The organism is Endobacterium panacihumi, assembly GCF_050847465.1.
GTDB classification, from domain to species: domain Bacteria; phylum Pseudomonadota; class Alphaproteobacteria; order Rhizobiales; family Rhizobiaceae; genus Neorhizobium; species Neorhizobium panacihumi.
On the sequence record NZ_JBOZRA010000005.1, the window covers coordinates 49064 to 68536 of the forward strand.

The following is a 19473-nucleotide window of genomic DNA, read 5'->3' on the forward strand; positions in this document are numbered from 1 at the left end:
TCTATGCGTTGAAGTCGAAAGGCGGAATACGGGCGATCATGTTGCGTTTCAGACAGTCCGGGCGGCCTTTCCAGGGCATCAGGCCGTCGGCGGATGTGGCGATCAGTTCGGCACCGGTGATCAGGTCGGCGGCATTTTCCAGCGCCAAATGGCCAAACACATAGGTCCAGCCATCCTGCCTTGCGATGACCGCGCTCGGCCCACGCTTGCAGTTGGAAAGACAGTTGACGCTCTTGATGGTGATGTCGGGGGCCTGCTCGGCCGCCGCACCCATGGTGGCATTGAGCAGGTGCGTGCCCTGCCGCGGCTCTTCCGTGGACCCTTCGCTGGTACGACAGCTGGCGCACACAAAAATAGTCACCGACGGTTTTGCCGCCGTGATGTCGTTTTGCTGCCTGTCATTGGACTGAATAAAATCCAAGTCTCTACCCCGTTGGTTCAAAACATGCGGGGTGCCGAGCGCGAAAACCTGATGGTTGCCGTGCCTTGAAAACATCCTTGCCGGAGCACCCCGCCCGGTCGGATTCTTTTGTCTGTGACGGCAGGTCTCCTGGCTTGCGGATCGTCGCCCTATCGCCGCCTTCCCGAAATCGCTTTCAGTGGCGTGGTGCGGGGCTAACCGCCTACAGTTGCGGGGGCAGCCGTGGTTTGAAGCCGGAAAATCGACGTTACCACGTTCCCTCTTAGCTTTTCCCGTTGCCGGGAAAAGACCGTCACCCTTTCCCTAGGCGTCGGTGCCTGCACTGTCAATGCAAACGCTCTTATGGAAGGCCCGGATTGCCGCGCGAAACGAATCCCCTATAGTCCGCGCTTCGCCGCAAGCAGCCACCACGGGAGCACACAGATGAAAGATATCGACCAGCAGGAAGCCGAGCGCCATCAGCGCAAAATGGCCAACCGCAAGGCGGTTCAGGATGCCGAAGTGGCGGAAAAGACCATCGAAAAGGGCCTTCTCATCGTCAATACAGGTCCCGGCAAAGGCAAGTCGACGGCGGCTTTCGGCCTGGCCCTGCGCATGCTCGGAAACGGGCGTCGCGTTGGTGTCGTGCAGTTCATCAAGGGGGCATGGGAAACCGGCGAGCGCCCGGCACTGGAACTGTTTGGCGATCGCGTCGAATGGCATACGATGGGCGAGGGGTTTACTTGGGAAACGCAGGATCTGAAGCGCGATGTCGCCGCTGCCGAACGCGCCTGGGCCAAGGCCGAGGAACTGATGGCCGATCCGACCATCGGCCTTCTGCTGCTCGATGAACTCAACATCGCCCTGCGTTACGATTATCTTGATCTCGACGCCGTCATCGCGTCGTTGAAAGCCCGTCGCGAAGATTTGCACGTGGTCATCACCGGCCGCAACGCCAAGCCGGCGCTGATCGAGGCGGCCGACACGGTCACTGAAATGTCGCTGGTCAAACATCATTTTAAAGCGGGCGTAAAAGCCCAGTCCGGCATCGAGTTTTGAGAAAAGCCATGACTGCACGCGCGCTGATGTTTCAGGGAACCGGCTCGGATGTCGGCAAGTCGCTGCTTGTCGCAGGCCTTGCGCGTGCGCTGACCAATCGCGGTTTGAAGGTGCAGCCGTTCAAGCCGCAGAACATGTCCAACAATGCCGCCGTTACGGCCGATGGCGGCGAGATTGGCCGGGCACAGGCGTTGCAGGCGCGGGCGGCAAAAGTGCCGCTGTCGGTGCATATGAACCCAGTTTTGTTGAAACCGCAGAGCGAGGTTGGTGCACAGGTCGTCGTGCAGGGGCGTGTGCAGGGCAATGCGAAGGCCTCGGAATATCAGGGCATGAAGGCGTCCCTGATGCCGCGTGTCATGGAAAGCTTCGAACTACTGAAATCACAGGCCGATATCGTGCTGGTCGAAGGGGCGGGCAGTGCCTCGGAAGTCAATCTGCGTGGCAACGATATCGCCAATATGGGTTTTGCCCGCGCCGCCGATGTGCCGGTCATCCTGATCGGCGATATCGATCGTGGCGGTGTGATCGCCAGCATTTCCGGCACCAAACTGGTGCTGGATACCGACGACGCGGCGATGATCCGCGGATTCATCGTCAACCGGTTTCGTGGGGATCCCACCCTGTTTGCCGATGGCATGGCGATGATCGAAGCGCATACCGGCTGGCAGAGAATTGGCCTTTTGCCGTTCTTTTCCGAAGCCCGCCGTCTGCCAGCAGAAGATGCTCTGGCGCTGGATAGCCTCGCCATCGACAAGACGGGGGCAAAAATTCGAATTGCCGTGCCGGTCCTGCCGCATATTTCCAATTTCGACGATCTCGATCCGCTCGATGCCGAACCGGATGTCGATGTGGTGCGCGTGCGTCCGGGGCAGCCTCTGCCAGCTGATGCCAATCTTGTGCTTTTGCCGGGATCGAAGGCGACCATCGCCGATCTCGCCGCCTTCAAGGCCGCCGGTTTCGATATCGATCTTGCTGGCCATGTGCGTCGCGGCGGTTATGTGCTTGGTCTCTGTGGCGGTTACCAGATGCTCGGCCGCACGGTGCGCGATCCTGATGGCATGGAAGGCGAGGCCGCAACGGTCGAAGGCCTTGGCCTGCTCGATGTCGAGACAACGCTATCCGGTGACAAGCGTCTTGAAGCGGTAACGGGAACCAGCGCCGATGGTGTTTCCTTTGCCGGCTATGAAATGCATATTGGACGGACGATCGGACCGGATTGCGACCGGCCTTTTGCCCGCATTTCCGGGCATGCCGATGGCGCGGTATCGAAAAGCGGCCGCGTCTTCGGCACCTATGTCCACGGCCTTTTTGCCGATGACCGCCAGCGTTCCGCATGGCTGCAACGCCTCGGCGGCAAGGCATCGGATATCGATTACGAAGCCGGAGTCGATGAGGTGCTGGACCGTTTGGCACAGCATATGGAAAAACATCTTGATATCGAGGCGCTGCTCAGGATCGCGAGATAACCCAGCCGACAACCGCCAGCAGACCGAATAGCGCGATCATCAGAATATCGGCGGCCCGTCCCAGCTTCAGCGCTTTTCGGATGTCGGTTGCAGTTGCCTCACGCCGTCCGCCGGCTCCCATAAAATGGTCTGGCACCAGCATGCCGCCATAAACGCGCGGCCCGGCAAGTGCCAGACCCAAGGCCCCGGCCATCGCCGCCTCCGGCCAGCCCGCATTGGGTGAACGGTGCCTTTTCGCATCTCGCCACACGGTTGCCCATGCATTTTTCGAGGAAGTACCGGGCACAAAAAAACAGGCGAGAACGAACAGAAATGCCGTCAGCCGCGAAGCAGGAAGATTGATCAGGTCATCGAAGCGCGCTGCGGCCCAGCCAAAAGCTTCGTGGCGTTCGGTGCGGTGCCCTATCATGCTGTCTGCCGTATTGGCTGCCTTGTAAGCCGCGCCTCCCGCGAGCCCACCGATCCCGAGCCACAAGGCCGGCGCGGTAATGCCGTCCGAAAAATTCTCGGCCAGACTTTCGATTGCGGCGCGACAGACGGCGGGTTCGTCCAGTTGGTCGGGATCACGCCCGACAATCATCGATACGGCCTTGCGCCCGGCCGCCAGTCCGTCTGCATCCAGGGCATTCGCCACGGCCAACACATGGTCTTCAAGGCTTTTCTGCGCCGTCAGGCTGGAGGCGATCACTGAAAGCATCGCCAATGCGAGCAATGAGGTGCCCAGCACCCAATTGATGATGCCGGTAATAAAAATCACGCTGCCAAGAATGCAGATCAGTGCCAGCACGCCCATCAGCTTTCGCCGCGCAAAACTCTGGTCCGCCCGGTTCAATCTCTTGTCCAGTGCGCCGATCAACGCACCGATCCAAATGACGGGATGGCCGATTGCCCGCACCAGCCATTGCGGATAACCGCAGAGCCGTTCAATAAGCAGGGAGAAAAAGGCGAGCGTAAAAAACATGCAGCAAAACGTTGAACCGGACCCGAAAATAGATCACGGCGGCAATCTTGCCGGAGCTTCGGCACGTTTTCCCAATGCGCCAAAACCCTGGATCGATCTGTCCACCGGTATCAATCCGCATGCCTACCCGCATTCGGACATCGCTTCCACCGCTTTCTCGCGTCTCCCGGAACCGTCGGCCCTGCAGGAACTCAAAGCGGGCGCCGCAGCCGTTTATGGTGCTCCATCTGCGCAAAATGTTGCGGCGGCACCCGGCACGCAGATCCTTCTACCGCTTCTGGTCGAGGCCGCGTTCGGTGGCAGCATGCCGCCCGGTGCAAAAGCAGCCATCCTGTCGCCTACCTATGCCGAACATGCCCGCATGGCGAGGCTCGCCGGTTTTGATCTCACAGAGACGCGAAATTTCGAGAATCTGTTTGCCGCCGATCTCGCTCTCGTCGTCAATCCCAACAATCCGGATGGGCGGCTGATCGAACGCCATGACCTTTTGCGCCTTGCGGCCCATATGGCGGCAAAAGGCGGGCTTGTGGTGGTCGATGAAGCTTTCATGGATGTGATGCCGGCAGGGCACAGTGTGGCAGGCGACATTGGCCCGGGCCTCGCTGTGCTGCGCTCCTTCGGCAAATTTTATGGCCTTGCCGGCCTGCGTCTCGGTTTTGCCTTGGCATCCCTCGAAGATGCGCGTCGCATCGAGGCGCGTCTCGGCCCATGGGCAATTTCCGGCCCGGCTCTGACCGTCGCCACCCGCGCACTGGCCGACAGCAACTGGCAGAACACCATGCGACAAACGCTGCAGGCTGAGGCGGCGCGATTGAACGACATGCTCACGGAAGCCGGCTTGGATGTGGTTGGCGGCACGACGCTGTTCCGGCTGGTTCGCCATCACCAGGCCGCCATCTTGTTCGAGCAACTCGGAGAGGCGGGCATTCTGGTGCGCCCGTTCACTGAGCGTCCCCATGACATGCGGTTCGGCCTGCCCTGCGGCGAGGGCTGGGAACGTCTGCAAAAACTGTTGGTATCAAAAGCATTTCGCCAGTTGGCCACAGCCTGACGGTAGGCTACGGTTCGGCTCCCTTACTATTTTCACATGCAGGTGACACCCCATGACGACGAGCAGCAACCTCCCTCAGGTCTTCGACACGATCGAAAAGAAGAAGGAGGTTTTTACCGAGCTTGCCAATCGCGTCTGGGAAACACCTGAAACCTGCTACATGGAAACGCTCTCCGCTGCCGCTCACCGCGAAATGCTGGAAGCCCAGGGTTTTGCCATCACCGATAACGTGGCCGGCATACCGACCGCGCTGATCGGTGAAGCGGGCGAGGGCGGTCCGGTCATCGCCTTCCTTGGTGAATTCGATGCGCTGGCCGGCCTCAGCCAGAAGGCCGGAGAGATTTCGCATAATCCGTTGGTTGCCGGTGCCAACGGCCATGGCTGCGGTCATAACCTCCTGGGTTCCGCCTCCATGCTGGCCGCCACGGCACTGAAGGATTGGCTGGAAGCGACCGGCACACCCGGCCGCGTGCGGTATTACGGCTGCCCGGCGGAAGAAGGTGGTGCGGCAAAGGCCTTCATGGTGCGCTCTGGCGCATTCGAGGATGTCGATATCGCCATCAGCTGGCATCCCAGCAATTTTGCCGGTGTGCAGCGCGAAACCTCGCTTGCCAATTGCCGTGTGGATTTTGTCTTTCATGGGCGCGCCGCGCATGCCGCCGCCGTGCCGGAACTGGGCCGTTCGGCGCTCGATGCCGTCGAACTGATGAATGTCGGCGTCAATTATCTGCGTGAACATATGCAGCAGGATTGCCGTATCCATTACGCCGTGCTCGACACCGGCGGCATTTCGCCCAATGTCGTTCAGGCCTATGCGAAGGTTCGTTATGTCGTGCGTGCGCCGGATCTGCCGGGCCTGATCGCGCTGATCGCGCGCGTCAGAAAGGTTGCGGAAGGTGCGGCCCTGATGACTGAAACCCGCATGGAAAGCACCATTCTGGCCGGCGTTTCCAACCTGATGGTCAACACGCCCCTGATGGACACGATGCAGGACATATGGGACAGCGTCGGCACACCGGAATTCGACGCTGCCGATATTGCCTTTGCGGAAAAAATCCGCGCCACGTTGTCACCGGAGGACATTGCCGCCAGCTGGCGTCAGGAGGAACTGGACGAGCGTGACATCCCGCTCGCCAATTTCGTCCTGCCCGCCCATAACCGCCTGAAGCAGATGGGCGGCTCCACCGATGTCGGCGATGTCAGCTGGGTCGTTCCGACTGTTCAGGCTTATGGCCCCACACTGGCCATCGGCACGCAGCTGCACACATGGCAGGTCGTTTCGCAGGGTAAGAGCCCGCTTGCTCACAAGGGTATGGTAACGACTGCCAAGGTCATGGCCGCCACGGGTCTTGCCGCCATGCAGAGCGAACAGCTGCGCGAAGCCGCCTGGGCAGATCTGAAGCGCCGCCAGAAGGGGATCGTCTATACCAGCCCGATGCCGGAAGGCACCGAGCCGCCGGTTGCCGCGATGTCCGGCAAGTAAACCGATCGAACTAAAAACCGTCTTGTGATCGGGCCGCGTGACGATGTCATGCGGCCCGCATTGCAGGCTAGATGGCCGCGCCTATATTGGCCGTCATGCTTGAAACCTTTTACGCCTACTGGCCGCATATCTTTCTTGTCCTGTCGATCGTGATGGGGGTGCCGGCCGCCATCCATGCCACGATGACCAAGGAAGAAGTCCGTTCCGCCATAGGCTGGGTTGGCGTCATCATCCTGTCGCCCTTCATCGGTGCACTTCTGTACCTCATCGCCGGCGTCAACCGCATCCGTCGCAATGTTCTGGGGTTCCAGCGCGCACGAGTCCAGTATGGCGCATTCGCGCATTTGGAAGCCTATGACGTCGCCTCTGAAACGGTGGCGACCTCTTTCGGTCACCGCTTTCTTGCCATGAAGACGCTGGGCGATCGGGTCGCCCGCCATGCGTTTACCACCGGCAACACGATCGAGGTGTTTGATACCGGCGACAAGGCCTATGGCGAAATGCTCAAGGCGATCGCCTCGGCAAAACGCAGCATTCTCCTGGAAACCTACATTTTCGACCGTGACCGTATCGGCACCCGGTTCGCTGAAGCTCTGATTACTGCCGCCCGGCGAGGCGTCGAGGTGCGGGTGCTGATCGATGCCGTTGGTGCCCGTTATTCGGTCCCCAGCATTCTCGGCATGCTGCGCGATGGCGGCGTCAGGGTGGAGGTGTTCAATGGCAATGTCATCATGGGCCTGCGCCTGCCATACGCGAACCTTCGCACCCACCGAAAGATCATCATCATCGATGGCATGCTGGCCTTCACCGGCGGCATGAATATCCGCGAGGGCTTTTCGCAGGAAATCTCCGGCGATGATTGTGCATTCGATACGCATTTCCGCGTTACCGGCCCCGTCGTGACCGACCTTTTTGCGATTGCCTCGGAAGACTGGCAGTTCGAATCCGGCGAGGCTCTCAATGGCGAAGCCTGGCAGATCACTGCGCCTGCGCGCGCTCCCGGTGATCCGGTCCTCGTGCGCGCCGTCGGCTCGGGGCCTGACCGCAGCAACGAGACCAATCACAAGATGCTGATGGGGGCGTTTTCGATCGCGCGAAAATCCATCCGCATCGTCTCGCCCTATTTCCTGCCCGATCGCGAATTGATCACGGCGCTGATTACCGCTGCCCGTCGCGGTGTCACGGTCGATATCGTTGTACCGGATGCCAACAATCTGACGCTCGTTGACCGCGCCATGACCGCGCAGTTCGATCAGATCCTGAAAAATTACTGCCGCATCTGGCGCGCCACCGGTGCCTTCAACCACTCCAAGCTGATGGCGATCGATGGCTGTTGGGCCTATGTCGGCTCGTCCAATCTCGATCCACGATCCTTGCGCCTGAATTTCGAGGTCGATCTTGAAGTGCTGGACCGCGATTTTGCGCAAGCGTTGGAAAAGCGCATTGACGAGACGATTGAAACCGCCTCTGCCGTCACCTTGGAAGGCCTGCGAAACCGGCCCTTCGTCGTGCGCCTCATGGAAAGAATTCTCTGGCTCGGTTCGCCTTATCTTTGACCCAACCTGCCGTTAACCACGCTGGCATTTAACGAATATGGAACGCTCGGGCGGCTAGGGTATTTTATCAGTCAAAGGATTGCCAGCGATGACCAAACCCATGCGCAGCAAGCGTGACAATCTTCCGGCAAGCATCATTGCCTCCATACGCAATCGCAAGAAACGCGATCTCAATGGCACTCAGCCGCACGATCCTGCAGAGGGCATGCTGGTTGCCTCCTACAACGTCCACAAATGCGTCGGCGTCGATGGCCGTTTCGATCCGGAACGCACCAGCCATGTGATCCGTGAAATCGGCGCGGATGTGATGGCCCTGCAGGAGGCCGATACGCGGTTCGGCGAACGTCGGGGCCTGCTCGACCTGCATTGGCTGGAACGTGAAACGGGGCTGACACCGGTGCCGGTGTCCGGCGTCACGCGGGCACATGGGTGGCACGGCAATGTCATCCTGTTCCGTGAGGGTCTGGTGCGTGATGTACATCAGGTGAAGCTGCCGGGGCTTGAGCCACGCGGCTGCCTGGTCACTGAAATCCAGTTCAACAATGGCGCGACGCTGCGTATCATTGCTGCCCATCTCGGCCTGCTGCACCGTTCCCGCCACCAGCAGACGAAGATGATCCTTGAAATCATGGGATCGCGCTCCGAACAGCCGACCGTGCTGCTCGGCGATCTCAACGAATGGCGCCTTGGCGATCGCTCCTCTCTGCACGGGTTGGCCAGCGTGTTCGGCGGCACACCGAAAGCGGTGCCCAGCTTTCCCTCGCGCCTGCCGGTTCTGGCGCTCGACCGCATCATGAGCAATCGTGCCGGCCTGATCGAGCGTGTGCATGTGCACGACAGCGCGCTTGCGCGCATCGCGTCGGATCACCTGCCCATAAAGGCGGTTGTGCGGTCGGCAGCCGAAGCCGTTGCCCTGTCAGCCGACGCCCAGGCGTGAACGGATGTCCGCGGCAATTGCCAGTGAGGATGTCAGTCCCGGGCTCTCTATGCCGAACAGGTTGATCAATCCTGCCATGCCGTGCACCTCCGGCCCGTCGATGCGAAAGTCCTCTGCCGGCGCGCTCCGTTCGCCGATCTTGGGGCGAATCCCCGAATAGCCCGGGACCAGTCCATCATCCGGCAGATCCGGCCAGTAACGGCGGATCGCTTCGAAAAATCCGTCGGCGCGGCGGGGATCGACTTCGTAATCGATGGTGTCGACCCATTCCACATCGGGTCCGAAGCGTGCCTGCCCACCCATGTCCAGCGTCAGGTGCACACCTAGCCCATGCGCCTGCGGGGCAGGGTAGATCAGCCGGCTGAAGGGCGCCCGGCCCGAGAGCATGAAATAATTGCCCTTGGCATATCGCGTTGCAGGCACGAAATCGATCGAAAGTCCGCCGATCCTCCGGGCGATGTCAGATGCATAAAGTCCACCGGTGTTTATCAGCATGCTGCAGGTGAGCGTCATCGGCTCGGCGCCGCCGACTGAAACCGTAAAACCGGTTCCTGTCGCTGTCGCCTGCTCGAAAGGGGAAAGCAGCGCGATCGCTGCGCCGTTTTCCTCCGCGTCCCCGCGCAGGGCCAGCATGTAGCCATGGCTATCGATGATACCGGTGGAGGGAGAGACCAGTGCGGCAACGCAGGAAAGCGCCGGCTCCATTCGCCTGGCTTCATCGCCGGAAATAATTGCAAGGTCGTCGCAACCATTGCGCTTTCCCTTGGCCGCCAATCCCTCCAGAAACGCCACCTCCGCCTCTGTGGTCGCCACGATCAGCTTGCCGCAACGGCGATACGCCACGCCATGGCTCTTGCAGAACGCATAAAGCCGCCGCCGTCCTTCGATGCAGAACTTCGCTTTCAGGCTGCCTTGCGGGTAATAGAGCCCCGCGTGGATCACCTCGCTGTTGCGCGAGGACGTACCGGTGCCGATCGCATCGGAACTTTCAAGCACGACAACGGAGAGGCCTACCATTGCCAGCTCGCGCGCCACCGAAAGACCGATGACACCCGCCCCGATCACGATCGCATCGATATCCGTTGCCATTCTGTCCCTCTCCAATTTTTACAGTTTTTTTACATATCGTGAGGTTGGAGCAAAATACTGCGGTAATTGCCGAAATTCGCCGCATACGAAAAAGGATTTTCTAAGGCAACCGGGTGGCGGCGCAAGTTTATCTCTATCGAAGTGGTAGAGTTAAGATAGGATAGTGCTGGCTCAATCATGAGCTTTAAGGCTGGAGGACATCATGCGGCATCTCGATACACATGCGCCCCACCGGCAACTTTCCGGACGTTATAACAAGTGGCATTCTGTCCTGCACACCACTTTGGTCGCTGCGGCTTTTGCCTTTGTCTGTGCCGTCACGCTAGGGCTTTTCCCGTAAGGCGAATAAGTCATCATCGTTCTCGAAAAACACCTTCCATGTCCTGCATGGGAGGTGTTTTGCTTTGCGGAGATGTTTTAAGCGACGACAGGCTCACCATTTTTCACTGAACATCTTGCCTCTATTCGCCTGCCCTGAATATGTTTCGGTTGATCCAAATCTGCCTCGTCGTTGGACAGTCGTAAAAACATCGTAATCTATGTTCCAAGCGGCTGATTACGTTCAGGTTTCATTCAGGCCTCCGGCGCTAGACCGATCAACCCTTAGGATCCTGGAGGAACATGTGGGCCGTTGCTGTCATTCGATTTGCCATATCGCGCTTGGCCCCTATCTCCTCCGTGCCCGCAAGCATGATCCGGACTGTGTCCGGGTGATGCCTGCAGCAAAATGACAGGTGGGGCCGCCGGACCCGCAAATCCCCCGGCAAGCGCCTATCCGACATTCCTCTTTCAGAAGCCGAGTCATGTCCTTTCATAATACGCCGTCCGCCCCTCGCGAAACCGATACCAGACAGATCGACCATAACGAGGCGATCCGCTCCACCTATCTGACGATAGAGGAACTGCGCGAATGCGGAGAAACGCTGGCGCGCGACGGAACGCAGACCCTGCCCGGCCTGATGGATTTCTCCTTCCGTGAGCGCCATCGTGAAAACGAAGCGGAGATCCTGAAAGTCTACCGCACGACCGCGAAGGATGTGGATGCCGGCGCGACGATTACGCCCGCTGCCGAATGGCTGATCGACAATCATTACATCGTCGAGGAAGCCATTCAGGAAGTCCGGCGCGACTTCCCGAAAAAATTCTATGCCCAGCTGCCGACGATGAAGGTCGGTAGCATGGAGCTGCCGCGCGTTCTGGTCATGGCATGGCTTTATGTCGGCCACACCCACAGCACCGTCTCGCGCGAAAAGCTAACGGCCATTACAGAGGGCTTTCAGGTCCATCAGCCGCTGCAGATCGGTGAGCTTTGGGCGCTGCCGTCCTTCCTGCGTTTTGTGCTGGTGGAAAATGCCCGTCGCATCGCAGTTCGTGTGGCTCGCTCGCGCAACATGCGCCTCAAGGCCAATGAGGCAGCCGACGAAATCATCCGCCTCAACGATCCGACTGCAAGTGCGCAGCTTCTGGCGCAGCTTGAGCCGCTGACGGACGACAACACGTTCAACACCCAGTTCCTCTACCGCCTGCGCAATGCGCCGCAGAGCCAAAATGTTGCGCTGGAATGGCTGGAAGAGCGCATGCGCCGCGCCGGCACTGACGCCGAAGACGTGATGATGGCGGAGCATAACCGCCTCTCCTCCGGCAATGTCACGATGGGCAATATCATCAAGAGCCTGCGTGAGATCGACGATACCGAATGGAGCGTCTGGTTCGAGGAAGTCTGCCTTGTCGACCAGGTTTTCCGCGAGCAGAGCGATTACCAGGTTCTCGATTTCGGTTCACGCAACTCCTACCGCAACCGCGTCGAAAAGCTTGCCCGCCGCACCAAGAAGTCGGAAATCGATGTCGCGAAGGCGGCCATCGCGCTTGCCGAGCAGGCCTCAAGCGCGCCGGATGCCGATCCGCACAAGGCCAACGTCGGCGCCTTCCTTGTCGGCATGTACAAGGAAGATCTTGAAAACGCGATCGGCTACAAGCGCAGCCCCTGGCAGTCCTTCATTGCCAAGGTGCAGGGCATGCGCTGGCTGTCCGTCGCCGGCCCGATCCTGCTTCTGACTGCGCTCGTTCTCGGTATTGTCGGTTATTTTCTTGGCGCCGCCGGCATGTCCTGGCCGGTCATCCTGCTTTTCCTCCTGATGTTCGCTCTGCCGGCATCGGAAGGTGCCACCGGCCTGTTCAACACGCTGGTGACCTATGTGGTGAAGCCGGCGCGTCTGGTCGGTTACGAGTTCAAGGCCGGTGTGCCGGAAGAAGCCCGCACGCTCGTCGTCGTGCCCTGCCTCATCAACAATCGCGATACGGTCGATGAACTCGTCCGCAATCTGGAAGTCCATTACCTCGCCAATCCGCGCGGCGAAGTGTATTTCGCGCTTCTCAGCGACTGGCGCGACGCCCAGGTTGAAGAAGCCGAGGGCGATCTCGAAGTTCTCGAATACGCCAAGCGTGAAGTCGCCAATCTTTCCGCGCGTTACGCGTTCGATGGCGGCACGCGCTTTTTCCTGCTGCACCGCCGCCGCCTCTACAATCCGTCGGAAGGCGCGTGGATGGGTTGGGAGCGCAAGCGCGGCAAGCTGCATGAACTCAACATGCTGCTCCGTGGCGACAAGGACACGACCTATATGGCCGGTGCCAACACCGTGCCGGAAAACGTCCAGTACGTCATGACGCTCGATGCCGATACGCGTCTGATGCGCGATGCCGTCACCAAACTGGTCGGCAAGGCGCATCACCCGATGAACCGCCCGGTTCACGATCCGCGCACCGGCCGCGTCGTTCAAGGCTACGGCCTTCTGCAGCCGCGCGTCACCCCGTCTTTGACCACGGGCAAGGATGCCTCGGTCTTCCAGCGCATCTATTCCGCCAGCCGCGGCGTCGATCCTTACGTCTTCACCGTTTCCGACGTTTATCAGGACCTGACCGGCGAAGGTTCCTTCACCGGCAAGGGCCTCTACCACGTCGATGCCTTCGAACACGCGCTGCGTGGCCGTATCGACGAAAACACCGTTCTCAGCCACGACCTTCTCGAAGGGTCGTTTACGCGCTGCGCTCTCGTCACCGATGTCGAACTGGTCGAGGACTTTCCGACCCGTTACGAGGTCGAAGTCTCGCGCCAGCATCGCTGGGCGCGTGGCGACTGGCAGTTGTTGCCTTACATCCTCGACCCGATGCGCGGCGTCACCGCGCTCGGCCGCTGGAAGATGATCGACAACCTGCGCCGTTCGCTTACCCCGATCGCCTGGTTCTTCGCCTCGGTTCTCGGCTGGTATTTCATGTCACCGCTCGGCGCGCTGATCTGGCAGATCCTGCTGATCTTCATGCTGTTCGTCGCACCCACCCTGTCGCTCATCCGCGGCATCGTGCCGGGCTCGACGGATATCGTGCCGCGCGCGCATTTCCACTCGCTGTGGACCGATGTGCGCGATGCCAATGCACAGGTCGCGCTGCGGATCGTCTTCATTGCCGACTCTGCCTGCATGATGACCGACGCCATCGTGCGTTCGCTCTACCGCCTCTTTGTCAGCCGCAAGATGATGCTAGAATGGCGCACGGCCGCCAGTATCCAGGGTTCGGCCCAAGGCAGCCCTGCCGATTATTACCGGCAGATGTGGCACGCCCCGGTCGTGGCGCTGCTTGCCCTGTTCCTTGCGGCTCTGCCGGAAGACAACGCCTTCCTCATCGGCTTGCCTTTTGTCGTGCTCTGGGTCCTGTCACCGCTCGTTGCCTGGTATGTCAGCCAGTCTGCCGAGACCGAAGACCAGTTGTTCGTGCCGGAAACTGTCTCCGTCGAACTTCGAAAGATTTCGCGCCGCACCTGGCGTTATTACGAGACCTTTGTCACGCAGGAGCAGCATTTCCTGCCGCCGGACAATTTTCAGGAACGCCCGGAACCGATCATTGCTGCGCGCACCTCGCCCACCAATATCGGCGTCTATCTGCTGTCCACCGTGTCGGCCCGCCATTTCGGCTGGATCAGCTTCACGGAAACCGTCGAGCGTATCGAAAACACGCTCGCGACCGTTGAAAAGATGGACAAGTATCGCGGTCACCTGTTCAACTGGTATTACACCGATACGCTGAAGACGCTCGGCACCCGTTATGTCTCGACGGTCGACAGCGGTAACCTTGCCGGTCACCTGATCGCCATTTCGTCGGCCTGCCGCGAATGGGCGGAAGCGCCGTCGGCGCATCTTCAGGGCAATCTCGATGGTATCGGCGATGTCGCCGGCATCCTGAGTGAAAACCTGAAATCCCTGCCCGATGACCGCAAGACCGTGCGTCCGTTGCGCCGCCGTCTGGAAGAGCGTATCGCCGGCTTTGCCAGCGCGCTGGCCGCCGTCAAGCGCGAGCATGAATTCGCCTCGATCCGCATCATCAACCTGTCTGTTCTTGCGCGCGATATCCAGAAGCTCGCCGTCAATCTTGATCACGAGGTCGGTTCGCCGCAATCCGGTGAAGTGGTGCGCTGGACAGAATATCTGGTCGCCGCCTGCGAAGCCCATATCGCCGACACCACATTCGATCATTCGACGCTGGAACTGATGCGCAAGCGCCTCGCCGTGCTGCGCGACAAGGCCCGCTCGCTGGCCTTCGCGATGGATTTCACCTTCCTCTACAACAAGGACCGTCGTCTCCTGTCGATCGGTTATCGCCACGAGGAGAACGAACTCGACGAGGCCTGCTACGACCTTCTGGCGTCGGAATGCCGTCTCACCAGCCTGTTCGCCATCGCCAAGGGCGACCTGCCGACCGAACACTGGTATCGCCTCGGCCGTCAGGTCGTGCCGATCGGTTCGCGTGGCGCGCTGATCTCGTGGTCGGGTTCGATGTTCGAATACCTGATGCCGCCGCTCGTCATGCAGGAGCGTCAGGGTGGCATTCTCAACCAGACCAACAACCTGATCGTTCTCGAACAGATGAACCACGGTCGCCGTCTGGGTATTCCGTGGGGCATTTCGGAAGCGGCGTTTAACGCGCGCGATCATCAGCTGAACTACCAGTACACCAATTTCGGCGTACCCTCGCTCGGCCTGAAGCGTGGTCTCGGCCAGAACGCCGTCATCGCGCCTTACGCCTCGATCCTCGCCAGCCAGTATGCCCCGCATGCGGCGCTGGAAAATCTCGAAAAGCTGCGGGCCGTCGGTGCGCTCGGCAAATACGGCTTCCACGATGCGGTCGATTTCACGCCGACCCGCGTGCCGGAAGGCAAGCGTTGCGCCGTGGTCTACAACTATTATGCGCACCACCATGGCATGTCGATTGCGGCGATTGCCAATGTCGTCTTCAACGGTCGCCTGCGCGAACTCTTCCACGCCGATCCGGTGATCGAAGCCGCCGAACTGCTGTTGCAGGAAAAGGCACCGCGCGAAGTGCCCGTCATGAGCGCCAAGCACGAGGAAACCCCCGGCAGCGGCCAGGGCGAACTGTTGCGCTCGGAAATCCGCACCATCACCGATCCGGCCGCTCAGGATCGCCAGCTGGTCTTCCTGTCCAACGGTCACTACTCGACCATGCTCACCTCCACCGGCACCGGTTACGCCACCTGGAACGGCCTGTCCGTCTCCCGCTGGAAGCCGGATCCGACCGAGGATCGCTGGGGCCAGTTCATCTTCCTGCGCGACACCGCCACCAATCAGTGGTGGTCGACGACCGCGGAACCGCGCCGTATCGAAGGCGAGGAAACCAAGGCCATCTTCGGTGACGAAAAGGCCGAATTCCACAAGACGGTCGGCACCCTCACCAGCACGGTCGAATGCATCGTCGCCACCGAGCACGACGCCGAAGGTCGCCGCCTGACGTTGCTCAACACCGGCAGTGAAGACCGCTACATCGAGGTGACCTCCTACCTCGAACCGGTCATCGCCCACGACAATGACGACAGCGCCCATCCGGTGTTTTCGCGCATGTTCGTGAAGACAGAGATCGGCCGTCGTGGTGATGTCATCCGTGCGACGCGCAACAAGCGTTCGCCGGGCGATGCCTCGATGTGGGTGGCGCATCTCGCCGCCGACAATGCCGGTTCGTCGCGTCCGACCGAATTCGAAACCGACCGCCGCCGTTTCCTCGGTCGTGGCCGCACGCTGTCGGAAGCCGCCGCCTTCGATCCGGATGCGACGCTCTCGGGTACTGACGGCTTTACACTCGATCCGATCATGTCGCTGCGCCGCGTCGTGCGCGTTCCGGCCGGCAAGAAGGCGACGGTGATCTTCTGGACCATTGCCTCGCCGATCCGTGAAGAACTCGATGTGGCGATCGAACGCTACCGTCACGCCGATGCCTTCGGTCACGAACTGACGCAGGCCTGGACCCGCGTTCAGGTACAGATGCGCCACATCGGCATCAACTCGCAGCAGGCCGCCGCCTTCCAGCAGATCGGCCGTTACCTTGTCTATCCGGACATGAACCTGCGTGCCGATGCGGCAACGCTCGAAACCGGCCTTGGCCGCCAGTCCATGCTGTGGGCACAGTCGATTTCGGGCGATCACCCGATCCTGACCTTGCGCATCAATGACGAAATGGACATGGACGTCGCCAAGGAAGCGTTTTCCGCCCAGGAATATCTGCGCTCTCGCGGTGTCACGCTCGATCTCGTCATCGTCAACGAAAAGCCTGCCTCCTATGCGCAGGACATGCAGCACGCTATCGACCAGCTCAGCGAGAACATTCGCAAGCTCGGCCAGACCGAAGGTGCCCGCGAACACGTCTTCTCGCTGCGCCGCGACCTGATGGACGAAGAGACATGGGCGGCCCTCATCGCCGCCTCGCGTGTCGTCCTTCATGCCCGCAACGGCAAGATCATCGATCAGGTCACCCGCGCAGCCGCCCTTGCGCCGGCATCGGCGACAGCTGAAGCCAATCGTCAGGCCTTGCTATCTGCCGAAAACTTTGCCGCACCTGTTGGTGGCGAAGCACCTGCCGACCTCGATTTCTGGAACGGTTTTGGCGGCTTTTCCAAGGACGGTTCGGAATATGTCACCCGTCTCAACGGCGGCGGTTCGACGCCGCAGCCGTGGATCAACGTCATCTCCAACGAGAACTTTGGTTTCCACGTGTCGGCGGAAGGCGCCGGCTACACCTGGAGCCAGAACTCGCGTGACTACCAGCTGACGCCGTGGAGCAACGACATGGTAGTCAACCGTCCGGGCGAAGGTTTTTACCTGACCGACCTCGACAGTGGCATGCTGCATACGCCGTTTGCCGCCCTGTCGCGTCGCCCGGCAACGAAGTTCGAAGCCCGTCACGGCCTCGGTTATTCGGTCTTCTCCGCCGATGATGAAAGCCTGAAGATCGAGCTCACCCAGACGGTCGACCGCACGCGGCCGATCAAGCTGTCATCGATGAAGATCCGCAACTCCGGTTCGGAAACCCGCCGCCTGCGTGTCTATGGTTATGTCGAATGGGTGTTGGGTTATAACGTCAAGCGTTCCGCCCCGTTCATCCTCTCGTCTCGTGATGAGGACAGCGGCGCAATCTTTGCCACCAACCGGTTCAGCAACGATTTCCAGCGCACGGCCTTCTTCGTTTCGAGCGAACAGCCGTCCGGCTTCACCACCAGCCGCCGCGAATTCGTCGGCCGTCATGGGTCGGTGGCGCTGCCGTCTGCCGTCGTTGCCGGTGCTGCTCTCAGCAGCGCCATGGAACTGGATGGTGATCCGTGTGCGGCTCTCGCATGGGATGTCGAAATCGCACCGGGTGAAGAAAAGATCGTCACCTACGCGCTCGGCGATGCCGCCACCCGTGAGGAAGCGCAGGCCTATGCCTCCGGCATCCGCTCGGAAAGCTTTGGCGATATTCTCGCGAAGACCCAAGCCTTCTGGCAGGAATTCACCGGTCGCCTGCAGATCAGGACGCCGGATACGGCGTTGAACAACATGGTCAATCACTGGCTGCCCTATCAGGCGCTGGGATGCCGTATCATGGCCCGCACGGCCTTCTACCAGTCGAGCGGCGCATACGGTTTCCGCGACCAGCTGCAGGATACACTGGCCTTCCTCATCCACGAACCGGCCCTGGCACGTCGCCAGATCATCAATGCCGCCTCGCGCCAGTTCAAGGAAGGCGATGTCCAGCATTGGTGGCTTCCTGCCACCGGTGCCGGCGTGCGCACCAACATTGCCGATGACGTGGTGTGGCTCGCCTATGCTGCCAACCAGTATATCACCGCGACCGGAGACAAGACCCTGCTGGACGAGGAGCTTCCCTTCCTCACCGGTCAGGCCTTGGCTGCCGGCCAGCACGATATCTTCTTCCAGCCCGGCGTGACGGAAGAAAAGGTCAGCCTCTACGAACATGCCGCCATCGCTCTCGATCTCGCTATCGAGCGCACCGGATCGAACGGCCTGCCGCTCATCCTTGGCGGCGACTGGAACGACGGCATGAACCGCGTCGGCTCGGGCGGCAAGGGCACCAGTGTCTGGCTCGGCTGGTTCCTCGCCAGCGCTCTGCGCAGCTTCACGCCCATCGCCGAAGAGCGTGGCGACAAGACCCGCGCAAAACGCTGGACGGCGCATCTCGCCTCGCTGAAACAGGCTCTGGAAACGGCGGGCTGGGACGGCAGCTATTATCGTCGTGGTTATTTCGACGATGGCGGTCCGCTCGGTTCTTCGGAAAACCTCGAATGCAGCATCGATAGCCTCGGCCAGTCGTGGAGCGTGCTGTCGGGCGAGGGCGATCCGGAACGGTCCAGGCAGGGCATGGATGCGGTCGTCGAAAAGCTGATCGACGAACAGGCCGGCATCATCCGCCTGTTCACGCCGGCCTTCGTCAACACGCCGCAGGATCCGGGTTACATCAAATCCTATCCGCCGGGCGTGCGTGAAAACGGTGGCCAGTATACCCATGCTGCCATCTGGGTGGTGCTGGCGCTGGCAGCACAGGGCCGCAACGAGGATGCCTGGAAGGCCTTCCAGATCCTCAACCCGGTCAACCACGCGCTCACCCCGGATGCAGCCGAACAGTATCGCGTCGAGCCTTATGTCATCGCAGCGGACGTCTACGGCGTCGGCGATCTGACGGGCCGCGGCGGCTGGACTTGGTATACCGGTTCGGCGGGCTGGCTCTACCGCGCCGCCATCGAAGGCATCTTGGGCATCAAGCGGGAGGGCGGCCGTCTTCAGGTCAACCCGGTGATCCCGGCCGAATGGGACGGCTTTGAGCTCGACCTGACGCTGCCGGAAGGCACGTTCAAGGTGGCGGCCAAGCGGGCTGCCGGTGATGAGCTGGCGGTTACGGTGAATGGTGCGGCGCTCGACGCAGCAGGTGGTGCGGTTCTGGGCGGTAGTGCGGCGGTCATTGCTGCCACCGCTGTTGTCGAAAAGCCCGCCAAGGTTGTCGCTGCAAAGCCTGCCCGCGTTGCCAAGCCAGTTGTTGAAGAACCGGCGGCGGAAAAGTCTGCAAAGGTGACAAAGCCGAGGACACGCAAGAAGACAGAGGAGTGATCCTGTCGACTTGCTGAATTGATCAGAACCCGCTCTC

9 protein-coding genes, 1 pseudogene and 1 riboswitch are annotated in these 19473 nt (G+C 60.6%); of the genes and pseudogenes, 7 read left to right on the plus strand and 3 right to left on the minus strand.

Features of this window, described 5'->3' with window-relative positions:
- Position 1 precedes the first annotated feature (1 nt).
- Positions 2–421, minus strand: a complete 420-nt coding sequence (locus ACRQ1B_RS20280) for a DUF1636 family protein (RefSeq protein WP_432295846.1) — start codon at positions 419–421, stop codon at positions 2–4.
- Between the two features lie 102 nt (positions 422–523).
- Positions 524–730, minus strand: a riboswitch (cobalamin riboswitch).
- A gap of 114 nt (positions 731–844) precedes the next feature.
- On the opposite strand from ACRQ1B_RS20280, the gene cobO reads away from it, so the two are divergent.
- Positions 845–1459, plus strand: coding sequence for a cob(I)yrinic acid a,c-diamide adenosyltransferase (cobO, locus tag ACRQ1B_RS20285; RefSeq protein WP_432295847.1), 615 nt, complete (start codon positions 845–847; stop codon positions 1457–1459).
- An 8-nt stretch (positions 1460–1467) separates the two neighbouring features.
- Entirely contained in the window at positions 1468–2925 is a 1458-nt protein-coding gene (locus ACRQ1B_RS20290; RefSeq protein ID WP_432295848.1) for a cobyric acid synthase, read from the plus strand.
- Here ACRQ1B_RS20290 and cbiB read toward each other — a convergent pair.
- Positions 2909–3886, minus strand: coding sequence for an adenosylcobinamide-phosphate synthase CbiB (gene cbiB / locus ACRQ1B_RS20295; protein ID WP_432295849.1), 978 nt, complete (start codon positions 3884–3886; stop codon positions 2909–2911). The genes ACRQ1B_RS20290 and cbiB overlap by 17 nt on opposite strands.
- On the opposite strand from cbiB, the gene cobD reads away from it, so the two are divergent.
- From cobD to ACRQ1B_RS20315, 4 genes are all read left to right on the plus strand, one after another.
- Positions 3885–4937, plus strand: coding sequence for a threonine-phosphate decarboxylase CobD (gene cobD, locus ACRQ1B_RS20300; RefSeq protein ID WP_432295850.1), 1053 nt, complete (start codon positions 3885–3887; stop codon positions 4935–4937). The two genes, cbiB and cobD, sit on opposite strands and share 2 nt — an antisense overlap.
- A gap of 52 nt (positions 4938–4989) precedes the next feature.
- Positions 4990–6420 carry a M20 family metallopeptidase gene (locus ACRQ1B_RS20305; RefSeq protein ID WP_432295852.1) on the plus strand — a complete coding sequence of 477 codons (1431 nt, stop codon included), beginning with the start codon at positions 4990–4992 and terminating at the stop codon, positions 6418–6420.
- Positions 6421–6491: 71 nt separating this feature from the next.
- Complete coding sequence (gene cls, locus ACRQ1B_RS20310; RefSeq protein WP_432295853.1) at positions 6492–7976, plus strand: cardiolipin synthase; 1485 nt, start codon at positions 6492–6494, stop codon at positions 7974–7976.
- Between the two features lie 88 nt (positions 7977–8064).
- On the plus strand, positions 8065–8913 hold the full coding sequence (locus ACRQ1B_RS20315) for an endonuclease/exonuclease/phosphatase family protein (RefSeq protein WP_432295854.1): 849 nt from the start codon (positions 8065–8067) through the stop codon (positions 8911–8913).
- Here the strand turns inward: ACRQ1B_RS20315 and ACRQ1B_RS20320 are convergent.
- The gene (locus tag ACRQ1B_RS20320; RefSeq protein WP_432295855.1) at positions 8893–10002 is read right to left on the minus strand and encodes an NAD(P)/FAD-dependent oxidoreductase; all 1110 of its coding nucleotides are present in this window, start codon (positions 10000–10002) and stop codon (positions 8893–8895) included. The genes ACRQ1B_RS20315 and ACRQ1B_RS20320 overlap by 21 nt on opposite strands.
- 803 nt (positions 10003–10805) lie before the next feature.
- Here ACRQ1B_RS20320 and ACRQ1B_RS20325 point away from each other — a divergent pair.
- A pseudogene (locus ACRQ1B_RS20325) lies at positions 10806–19274 on the plus strand (GH36-type glycosyl hydrolase domain-containing protein); the annotation flags it as partial.
- Positions 19275–19473: the final 199 nt, after the last annotated feature.